The sequence below is a fragment of the Magnetococcales bacterium genome (assembly GCA_015231925.1).
In the GTDB taxonomy this organism is placed as follows: Bacteria; Pseudomonadota; Magnetococcia; order Magnetococcales; family JADGAQ01; genus JADGAQ01.
Window position 1 is genome coordinate 1 of the sequence record JADGAQ010000152.1, and the last position, 10,168, is coordinate 10,168.

The window sequence follows — 10,168 nt, forward strand, 5'->3', positions numbered from 1 at the left end:
GCTGGCTTTTTGGAATGAAGGAATAGGAACCGGTTGAGGAATCAACGATCAAACGACCAAAACCGGTATCAATTATGTTGCTTCCAGCAGTGAGGGTAACTGTGGTGATCGAACCAGCTCCCAGGTCAGTGTAAGCAATCTGGTAGACCTTTGCAGTTCCGTCTGGCCCTGCGTAGTCGGCCCCATTTCCGTTATCGGCCAGGATAAGTTCGGCAATCATGATCGGCCCGCCGATCTGGTCCGGAGAGACCACCCGGGTCAGCAGCTTCCAGTAGGTGGTCAGCGTCAGGTCGATGACGCTCCAGGTACGACGCATCCCCTCGAAGAAACCCTCCACCACGCCGTAGGTGATGACGGCCGAATCCCCTTTGGGGGTGATGCCGATCATGGCGCGCCGCTCGGGCTCCCCGAACAGGTTGGGAGTCTCTTCGATGACGGGGGTTATGACAAGCTCCAACAGCTTGCTGTCCCGCTCGATGCTCAGGCGCAACGGCTCGCCGGAGGAGGCCCGGATGCGGGCGCTCATGGTCTCCCAGCGGGAGACCTCCTCCCCTTCCACCGACAGGATGCGGTCGCCGCTTTTCAACCCGGAGCGGGCTGCGGGCATACCCTCCTTGACGCTACCCACCACCGGCAGCAGCTCCTGGAAACCGATCAGACAGGTCATCCAAAGCACCACGATGGCGAACAGGAAGTTGAACAGCGGTCCGGCGGCAACGATGGCGAAGCGGGGACCGACGCCCTTGTGGCTGAACGAAAAGGGCTTTTCCTCTTCGGCGACAGGTTCTTCGTCCCCCTCCCCCAACATGCGGACATAGCCGCCCAGGGGCACTACGGCCACCTGGTAGTCGGTGCCGTCCTTCGGGCTTTTCCATCCGAAGAGTCGCGGCCCGAAACCAAGAGAGAAGATCAGGACGCGGACACCGAACCAACGCGCCACCAGGAAATGGCCCAATTCATGCACGAAAATCAGGGCGCCCAGAACGACGATCGCCCAAAATAGGCTGTTCACTGCAAACTCCTCCGACCATCCCCGCCGATCCAACGGCTGGTGAATTCCCTGGTTTCAAGGTCCAGGGCTAACAACTCCTCCAACGAACCGGGGCCCGGTCCGTCCAGGCTCGACATGGCCCTCTCCACGGCGGCGGGAATGCCCAGAAAGGGGATTTTCCCGGCCAGAAAGGCCGCCACGGCCACTTCGTTGGCCGCGTTGAGCACGGCTGGCAGACGTCCCCCGCCACAGAGAGCCGCATAAGCCAGGGGCAGACAGGGAAAACGGTCTCCGCCCGGAGCCTCTTCGAAATGCAGCCGACCCAGAGCCACCAGGTCCAGGGCCTTGACCGGCGCCGCGATGCGCTCCGGCCAGGCCAGCGCCACGGCGATCGGGGTACGCATGTCCGGCACGCCCAACTGCGCCAGCACCGATCCGTCGGCATATTGCACCATCGAGTGAACGATGCTCTCCGGATGAACCACCACCTTGATGCGCGAAGCCTCCACATCGAACAACCAGCGGGCCTCGATCACTTCCAACCCCTTGTTCATCATCGAGGCGGAATCGATGGTGATCTTGGGGCCCATATTCCAGGTGGGATGGGCCAAAGCCATCTCCGGAGTCACCTGCTCCAGCCTCTCCCGGCTCCAGCCCCGGAACGGTCCTCCCGAAGCGGTCAGTATCAGGTTCTGCAAGGCCTCCCGGCCGTTCAACACCTGAAAAATGGCCGAGTGTTCCGAATCGACCGGCAACAGGCGCACGCCGAACTCGGCCACGGCGCTCATGAACAGCGCCCCCGCCATGACCAGGCACTCCTTGTTGGCCAGGGCGATATCCTTGCCGGCGCGAATCGCCGCCATGGTCGGCGCCAATCCGACGGCCCCGACCAAAGCCGAAACCACCATATCCGCCCGACCATGCCGCGCCACGGCCAGCAACCCTTCGGGCCCACTCAACACCTCCAGGGAAGGCAGCTCACGCCGCACTTCCCTGGCCGATTCCTCACTTCCCATGGCGAGCAGCTCGGGGCGAAAGCGCAACGCCTGGACAATCGCCCGGCGGCTGTTGCCCCCGGCGGCCATGGCGACCACCTTGAAACGATCGGGATGGGCCGCCACCACGTCCAGGGTGCTTTGGCCGATGGATCCGGTCGATCCCAACAGGGCAAGATTCTTAACGCTCAAGCAGGTCAACCCCGATCAGATAGGCGGCCAGTACCGGAGCCGAAAACAGCAGGCTGTCCAAACGGTCCAGCAAGCCGCCATGGCCCGGAATCAACCGACCGGAATCTTTCACTCCGGCCTCGCGTTTGACCACGGACTCCGCCAAATCGCCGATTTGGCCCACAACCGACAGGGCCAAACTTAAGACAATAGCGCGCCCCGTTGGGATTGCAAGGGAAAAGGCGTAAGCCGCCCCCGCCCCCCCCAGAATACCACAGAGGGTTCCACCCCAAAAACCGGACCAGGTCTTGCCCGGAGAGACCCGGGGAATCCACTTCGGCCCTCCGAAGCCCCGTCCCACGAACAACGCCCCGGTGTCCGTGGACCAGATGACGATCAGCAACAAACCCAGCCATTCCGGCCCGAAACGCAACCGTACTTCCAACAGCCAAACCAGGGGCGCGACGCAATAGAGCAGCCCGCCCATCAACAGCAGCATTCCGTCGAGGACCGGTTTGTCTGCCTGGTAACGCCAGACCCCCAACCCCATCAGCGCGGGCAGCAACACCGCCGGAAGCAACCAAAGCAGCTCCTTCAGCGGTGTCAGCGGCAGGGCCAACATCACCGCGCCGACCCCGACGGCCATGGCCAGGGGGAGCGCGTCCACCCCACCCTTCAGCCGGTTCCACTCCCACATCAAACCGCTGCCGGCCAACAGCATCAGCAGGTAGAGCGGACCCGTCCCACCCCGGAACAACACCCAGATCACCACCGGAATGAGAATCAAGGCTGTTACAATGCGCAACACCATGCTTCGGTTCCATCAACGGCAGTCGGAGTGGGTAACGGAAAGCCAGCGACTCGATCGGCTTCCTAAGGATAATCACGCCCCTGTCTCAAGAAGGCTCCGGCAGCCCGGTTTGAAAAGCCATGCTCAGGCGGCGGTCGCCCCGAAACGGCGCTCCCGGCGGCTGAACTCCAACAAGGCCTGTTCCAGATGATCCTTGTTGAATTCCGGCCAGAAGATGGGCAAAAAGACCAACTCGGTGTAGGCCATCTGCCACAGGAGGAAATTGCTGATGCGCTGCTCCCCCCCGGTGCGGATCAACAGATCGGGATCCGGCTGGCCCGCCGTACTCATGCGCGAGGAGACGTTCTCTTCGGTCACCTCCTCGGGTGTCAGGCCCCGCTCCCGGGCATCCGTAACGAAGCTGCGGATGCAATCGACGATCTCCTGGCGTCCCCCGTAGTTCAGGGCGATATTGAATTGCAACCGGGTGTTGACCACGGTGCGGTTTTCCATCTCCACCACCAGATCCTGGATTTTCTGAGGCAGCATGTTCAATCGGCCCAGGGCCTTGAAGCGAACCCCTTCCCGGATCAGTTCGTCCATCTCCTTGCGCAGATGCATGGCCAGCAGATTCATCAGGGCGTTCACTTCGTCCTGGGGCCTTTTCCAGTTTTCCGAGGAGAAGGTGTAGAGCGTCAGGACGGGAACCCCCAGCAACAGACAGGCCTCGATGGTGCGCCGCACCGCCTTCACCCCCTGGCGATGCCCCTCCAGACGGGGCAGACTGCGGCTTTTGGCCCAGCGACGATTGCCATCCATAATGATGGCAACATGTTTGGGCATGTTTTCTCCGTCCAATTTCAACATCGAGATTACCTTCCGCGGCTACCCGGCAGCCACTTGCAGGGATAAACGTGTCCGGGGTACGAACCCCCTTTTAGTGCCTCAGTTATGCAGTGTACGACAACTCCGATACGGCGTCTCCTCGGAAGACGCTACACATGCATGATCTCTTCTTCCTTCTTCAGGGCGATTTCGCCGATGCGCTCGATATGGCGGTCGGTCAACTCCTGAACGGTCTTTTCCCAGACATGGAGATCATCCTTGGAGATTTCCTTGTTCTTTTCCGCCTTGCGGAGGATTTCCACCCCGTCGCGGCGCACGTTGCGAATGGCCACCCGGGCCTGTTCGGCGAACTTGTGTACCACCTTGACCAGATCCCGCCGCCGGTCTTCGGTCAACTCCGGCAGGGGAATGCGCAACACCATGCCGTCCTTGATGGGATTGAGGCCCAGGTCCGACTCCCGAATGGCCTTGTCGATGATATTGACCAGGGAGCGATCCCAGGGCTGCACCGTGATCATGCGCGCCTCCGGCACATTCAGGGAGGCCACCTGATTCAACGGCATGCGACTGCCGTAGGCCTCGATCGTCAGGTGATCCAGCAGCCCCGTGTTGGCACGTCCGGTGCGCAGCCCCCCCAGCTCCTCCTGCATGGCCTGCAAGACTTTCTTCATCCGTTCCGTGAGGTCTGCTTCATAGGCTGCGTTCATCATGCCTCCTCAATCAGGGTTCCCAGGCGTTCGCCTTGCAAGACCCTGCCAAGACTGCCCGGTTCGGTCATGGAACAGACCAGGATTGGCAGGCGATTCTCCCGACAGAGGGTGATGGCGGTCAGATCCATCACCCGCAAATCCCGTTGCAACACCTCACGATAGGTCAGATAAGGCAGGAACTCGGCCTGCGGATCCTTGGCCGGGTCGGCGCTGTAAACGCCGGACACCTTGGTCGCCTTGATCAACACGGAGGCATGAATCTCGATGGCCCGCAAACTGGCGGCGGTATCGGTGGTGAAGTAGGGATTCCCGGTTCCGGCGGCGAAGATCACCACCCGGCCCTCCTGGAGATGCCGCACGGCCTGCTGCTGCTGAAAGGTCTCCGCCACCTGGGGCATGGCCAGAGCCGACTGCACCACCGCCGGGACACCCGCCGCCTCCAGGGCGCTTTGCAGGGCCAGGGCGTTGATCACCGTGGCCAGCATGCCCATCTGGTCGGCCCGGCTGCGTTCCATATCCCGGGCGCTTTCGGACATGCCGCGAAAAATGTTGCCGCCGCCCACCACCAGGGCCAGTTCGATGCCCAGCCGGTTAACCCCGGCCAGCTCACCGGCCACCCGGGCCAAAAAAAGGGGGTCGAGACCATAGCCCCGCCCCCCCATCAGAGCTTCTCCGGAAAGTTTCACCAAAACGCGCCGATAAGGCGTGGCATTTGTCATGAAAATCGGCCTCTCCTGACGTCTGCCGGGATGGGCCGACCCTGCCTCCCGAAGGATTGATCCCCTCTTCGGATACGGCAGAGCCGACCGCCCTGTTTCCGGAACCAACCATGCTGCTCGAAAACATCACCCCATCTGCTGGGCGACTTCCGCAGCAAAGTCCTTCTCTTCCTTCTGAATACCCTCTCCCAGCTGGAAGCGGGCGAAACCGGTCACCCGGATGGGGCTGCCCAACTTCTTGGCAGCCTGTTCCACCACCTGGGAGACCTTGCTCTCCTGATCGACGACGTAGAGCTGCTCCAGCATGCAGACCTCACCGTAGAACTTGCTGATACGCCCTTCCACCATCTTGGCGAGAATGTTTTCGGGCTTGCCGCTGGCCTTGGCCTGCTCCATCAGCACATCCCGCTCCCGGTTCAGGGTCTCCACCGGCACCACGGAGCGGTCCAGGAATTGGGGAGAGGCGGCGGCCACGTGCATGGCCAACTGCTTACCCAACTCGGCGAGAGCCGCCGCATCGCCCCCGCTCTCCAAACCCACCAGAACGCCGATCTTGCCGTTCATGTGGATGTATTGCCCCACCACGCCCTGGGCCACTTCCATGAGTTGGTAGCGGCGCACGGCCATGTTCTCCCCGATAACGGAGATCAGATGGGTCACCTCTTCGGCCACGGAACGACCGTTGCCGTAGGGCAGGGCCTGCAGGGCATCCATATCCGCAGGACGCGCCTTCAGAACCAGTTGAGACAGATTTTCGATAAAACTCCCGAAATGTTCGTTGCGGGAGGCGAAATCCGTTTCCAGATTCACTTCCAGCAAGATACCGGCGTTGCCCGACGAAACGGCCACAACCTTGCCTTCCGCCGCGACGCGACCCGATTTCTTGGCCGCAACCGACAGGCCCTTCTTACGCAGCCAGTCGATGGCCGCCTGCATATCCCCGCCGGTCTCCGTGAGGGCCTTCTTGCACTCCATCATGCCCGCCCCGGTCTTCTCCCGGAGATCCTTGACCATTTGCGCAGTAACCGACATTTGCTCCACCTCTTTGAAAATTACCTGTTGCGAATTGGACGCGCTCGTTCCCGACAGGACCGGATCACTCGCGAATGGCCACCATCTCTTCCAGATCGTCGTCGGAGTCATGCACCAGGGCCTGGCTCTTGCGGGAAGGACGGGCCGGCGCATCGCGCACCGGTTGTTGCGGCTCTTCGAAGACCTCTTCGGTGACCAGTTGCGAACCTTCCTTGACGGCCTCGGCCATCTTGTCCAGGAAGAGACGGATGGAGCGAATGGCGTCGTCGTTGCCGGGCACCACATAGTCCACCGGATCCGGATCGCAGTTGGTGTCCACCAGGGCCACCACGGGGATGCCCAGTTTGTTGGCTTCCTTAACGGCGATGTGCTCCTTGCGGGTATCCACCACCACGATCAGATGGGGCAGACGATCCATGGCCTTGATGCCGCCGAGGGCGTTCTCGATGCGCATTCTCTCCCGTTCCAGGCGCTGAACCTCGTTCTTGGTCAGCATCTGATGGGTGCCGTCGGTGCCCATGCGCTCCAGATCCTTCAGGCGACGGATGGAGCGTTGAATGGTCTCCCAGTTGGTCAGGGTGCCGCCCAGCCAGCGCTGGTTGACGAAGTACTGACCGCAGCCCAGGGCCACTTCCTGCACGATATCCGCAGCCTGGCGCTTGGTGCCCACGAAAAGGACGCGCCCGCGCTTCTGCACCGTGCTGCGCACGTAGCCGCAGGCGTCGCGCAACATGTAGACGGTCTTTTGCAGATTGATGATGTGGGTGCCGTTGCGGGAGGAGTGGATGTAGGTCGCCATCTTGGGGTTCCAGCGTTTGGTCTGGTGCCCGAAGTGGAAACCGGCCTCCAACAGTTCACGTACCGAATAAGTAGCCATTGTTGTCTCGTTTGCCTTCCTGCCAGTTTCGGTTGAAGTCCCTCCATCCGGTCCGCTTGATGTTCTCCACCCCGAGGGGCACCGGGAGAACCGTATCCGGATGTGTGTGATTTTGGCGCACGCGCCATGCTGATCATCCTCGCTTCATACCATTTCGACGCCCTGTTTGCAAGGATTTGGAACCTCTCGCCCCCTTCGGATCAGGCTCCCGAGGTGAAACAGGAGGGGTCACCCGCACCAACCCGCAGGATTTCCGGCCCGTCCCCGCTCAGATCGACCACCGTGGAGGGCACGCCGGAGAGAATTCCGCCATGGATGACCAGTTCCACCAGGTGGCCGATGCGTTCGTGGATCTCCTCGGCGTCGCAGAGGATCTCCTCCTGCCCCGGCAGTTTCAGGGAGGTGGAGAGAATCGGCTCCCCCACCTCTTCCAACAGGCCGAGACAGATGGGATGGTCGGGAATGCGCAGTCCGATGGTGCGCCGTTTGGGCAGCAGCGTCTTGGGAACCTCCCGGGTCGCCTCCAGCACGAAGGTGTAGGGACCGGGCAGAAACCGCTTCAGAATGCGGTAGGTGGCGTTATCCACCCGCGCCAGACGGGAGATCTCCGCCAGATTGGGGCACAAGACCGAAAAGAGGTGGTTGGGCGCCAACTGTCGCAACCGGATGATGCGTTCCACCCCGGCGCGATTCATCAGCCCGCATCCCAACCCGTAGGTCGTATCGGTGGGGTAGACGATGACGCCACCCTGCTGCAAAATGGTAGCCGCCTGTTTGAGCAACCTCGGCTGCGGGTTGTCGGGATGAATCCTGAATAGTTGACCCATGATGGTTTCGTCCGCTCTCCGGGCTGGCAGCCTGTTGAAAAAATCGATATCGCGTCTTCAGGCGAGGCGCCGGGTTCGGAAAACGCGCAGCATAGTCCGTTCCATGTGAGCATTTTTCCGGTTCCGGCAGCATCAAGGCGCGAGATCGATTTTTTCAACAGGCTGCTATCGTTCCTCCGTCGTCGGGCCTATTATCCCCTGCCCGGCCCTTTCAGGAAAGGTCTTCTCCATGCCCGAACTCCGTTCCAATACCTCGACCCGCGGTCGCAACATGGCCGGGGCCCGCTCCTTGTGGCGCGCCACCGGCATGGCCGAATCCGATTTCGGCAAACCCATCGTCGCCGTGGCCAACTCCTTCACCCAGTTCGTTCCGGGCCATGTGCATCTGCGAGAGGTGGGACAACTGGTCGCCAAAGAGATCCTCGCCCATGGCGGCGTTCCCCGTGAGTTCAACACCATCGCCATCGACGACGGCATCGCCATGGGGCACGGCGGCATGCTCTACTCCCTGCCCTCCCGGGATCTCATCGCCGACAGCGTGGAATACATGGTGCAGGCCCATACCGCCGATGCCCTGGTGTGCATCTCCAATTGCGACAAGATCACCCCCGGCATGCTGATGGCCGCCTTGAGGCTCAACATCCCCACGGTCTTCGTCTCCGGCGGCCCCATGGAAGCGGGCAAGATGAATCTGGCCGACGGCTCCCTGCGCAAACTCGATCTCGTCGATTCCATGATCGCCGCCTCCAGCGCCTCCGTCTCCGAAAGCGAACTGGATGTCATGGAAAAATCGGCCTGTCCCACCTGCGGCTCCTGCTCGGGGCTCTTCACCGCCAATTCCATGAACTGTCTCATGGAGGCTCTGGGGTTGGCCTTTCCCGGCAACGGCACCACCCTGGCCACCCACGTGGCCCGGCGCGGTCTCTTTCTCAAGGCGGGTCGCCATATCATGCATCTGGCGCGGCGCTACTACCAACTGGACGACACCTCGGTGCTGCCCCGCAGCATCGCCAATCAGCAGGCTTTCCGGAACGCCATGGTTCTGGACATCGCCATGGGTGGCTCCACCAACACCGTGCTTCATCTTCTGGCCGCCGCCCAGGAGGCCGGGGTGGATTTCACCATGGCCGATATCGACCGTCTCTCCCGTCAGGTGCCCTGTCTCTGCAAGGTGGCCCCCTCCACCCAGAAATTCCACATGGAGGATGTGCATCGCGCCGGAGGTGTCTTCGCCATCCTGGGGGAACTGAACCGGGCCAACCTTCTGCAGACCGCGACCCCCACCATCCACTCCCCTTCCCTGGCCGAAGCCCTGGACCGGGTCGATATCCGCAGCCCCAATCTCGGCGACGAATACCGCGACCTCTTTCTGGCGGCCCCCTGCGGAAAGACCACCATCGAACCTTTCTGCCAGGATTCCCGCTGGCCTGCCCTCGACACCGACCGGGAAAACGGTTGCATCCGTTCCGTCGATCACAGCTACTCCAAGGACGGTGGGCTGGCGGTCCTGTTCGGCAATATCGCCCGCGACGGCTGCATCGTCAAAACCGCCGGGGTCGATCCCTCCATCTGGACCTTCAAGGGACCGGCGCGTCTGTTCAACAGCCAGGAAGAGGCCTGCCAGGCCATTCTCGAAGACCGCATCCGCAAAGGCGACGTGGTGGTCATCCGCTACGAAGGCCCCAAGGGCGGACCCGGCATGCAGGAGATGCTCTATCCCACCAGCTTCCTCAAAGGCAAGGAGCTGGGCAAGGAGTGCGCCCTGATCACCGACGGTCGCTTTTCGGGAGGCACCTCCGGTCTCTCCATCGGACATATCTCCCCCGAAGCTGCGGAAGGGGGCGAACTGGCCCTGGTCGAAGAGGGGGATCTCATCGAGATCGACATTCCCCGCCGCACGCTGTCGTTGCTGGTCTCCGATACGGTTCTGAAGCGGCGGCGAGCGGCCATGAACCGGCTCAAGGAGCAGGCTTTTCGACCGATCGGACGGGATCGGGTGGTTTCCAAGGCGCTGCAGGCCTATGCGGCCATGACCACTTCCGCCGCCAAAGGGGCGGTGCGGGATCTGGAGCAGTTGCGGAAACGCTGAACCCAACGCCTTTCAGTGGCCTGCCCGTCTCGCCGACGGGCGGGCCGCTCTATTTGGCACGTAACTCTTCAGATATACGGGGGTTCGGGGGGGATTATCCCCCCCGACGGGTCCAGGGCAG

10 protein-coding genes are annotated in these 10,168 nt (G+C 61.9%); 1 reads left to right on the plus strand and 9 read right to left on the minus strand.

Features of this window, described 5'->3' with window-relative positions; translation table 11 throughout:
• From HQL56_14730 to HQL56_14770, 9 genes are all read right to left on the minus strand, one after another.
• The coding region (locus HQL56_14730) for a site-2 protease family protein (protein MBF0310776.1) at positions 1 to 1,012 on the minus strand (1,012 nt) is incomplete at its 3' end.
• Positions 1,009 to 2,178, minus strand: coding sequence for a 1-deoxy-D-xylulose-5-phosphate reductoisomerase (locus tag HQL56_14735; protein ID MBF0310777.1), 1,170 nt, complete (start codon positions 2,176 to 2,178; stop codon positions 1,009 to 1,011). The genes HQL56_14735 and HQL56_14730, both read right to left, overlap by 4 nt.
• Positions 2,168 to 2,968, minus strand: coding sequence for a phosphatidate cytidylyltransferase (locus HQL56_14740; protein ID MBF0310778.1), 801 nt, complete (start codon positions 2,966 to 2,968; stop codon positions 2,168 to 2,170). The genes HQL56_14735 and HQL56_14740 overlap by 11 nt, the downstream gene beginning before the upstream one ends.
• Before the next feature lie 123 nt (positions 2,969 to 3,091).
• Positions 3,092 to 3,814, minus strand: coding sequence for an isoprenyl transferase (locus tag HQL56_14745; GenBank protein MBF0310779.1), 723 nt, complete (start codon positions 3,812 to 3,814; stop codon positions 3,092 to 3,094).
• Positions 3,815 to 3,942: 128 nt separating this feature from the next.
• The gene (gene frr, locus HQL56_14750; protein ID MBF0310780.1) at positions 3,943 to 4,500 is read right to left on the minus strand and encodes a ribosome recycling factor; all 558 of its coding nucleotides are present in this window, start codon (positions 4,498 to 4,500) and stop codon (positions 3,943 to 3,945) included.
• Positions 4,500 to 5,222 (minus strand): UMP kinase, encoded by a 723-nt coding sequence (locus HQL56_14755; GenBank protein MBF0310781.1) that lies wholly within the window; start codon positions 5,220 to 5,222, stop codon positions 4,500 to 4,502. The genes frr and HQL56_14755 overlap by 1 nt, the downstream gene beginning before the upstream one ends.
• Before the next feature lie 126 nt (positions 5,223 to 5,348).
• Positions 5,349 to 6,254: an elongation factor Ts gene (locus HQL56_14760; GenBank protein MBF0310782.1), complete on the minus strand. Its 906-nt coding sequence runs from the start codon at positions 6,252 to 6,254 to the stop codon at positions 5,349 to 5,351.
• Between the two features lie 64 nt (positions 6,255 to 6,318).
• Entirely contained in the window at positions 6,319 to 7,131 is an 813-nt protein-coding gene (gene rpsB / locus HQL56_14765) for a 30S ribosomal protein S2 (GenBank protein MBF0310783.1), read from the minus strand.
• 200 nt (positions 7,132 to 7,331) lie between these two features.
• The gene (locus tag HQL56_14770) at positions 7,332 to 7,958 is read right to left on the minus strand and encodes a threonylcarbamoyl-AMP synthase (protein MBF0310784.1); all 627 of its coding nucleotides are present in this window, start codon (positions 7,956 to 7,958) and stop codon (positions 7,332 to 7,334) included.
• A 229-nt stretch (positions 7,959 to 8,187) separates the two neighbouring features.
• Here HQL56_14770 and ilvD point away from each other — a divergent pair, with 229 nt between their 5' ends.
• On the plus strand, positions 8,188 to 10,047 hold the full coding sequence (ilvD, locus tag HQL56_14775) for a dihydroxy-acid dehydratase (protein ID MBF0310785.1): 1,860 nt from the start codon (positions 8,188 to 8,190) through the stop codon (positions 10,045 to 10,047).
• Positions 10,048 to 10,168: the final 121 nt, after the last annotated feature.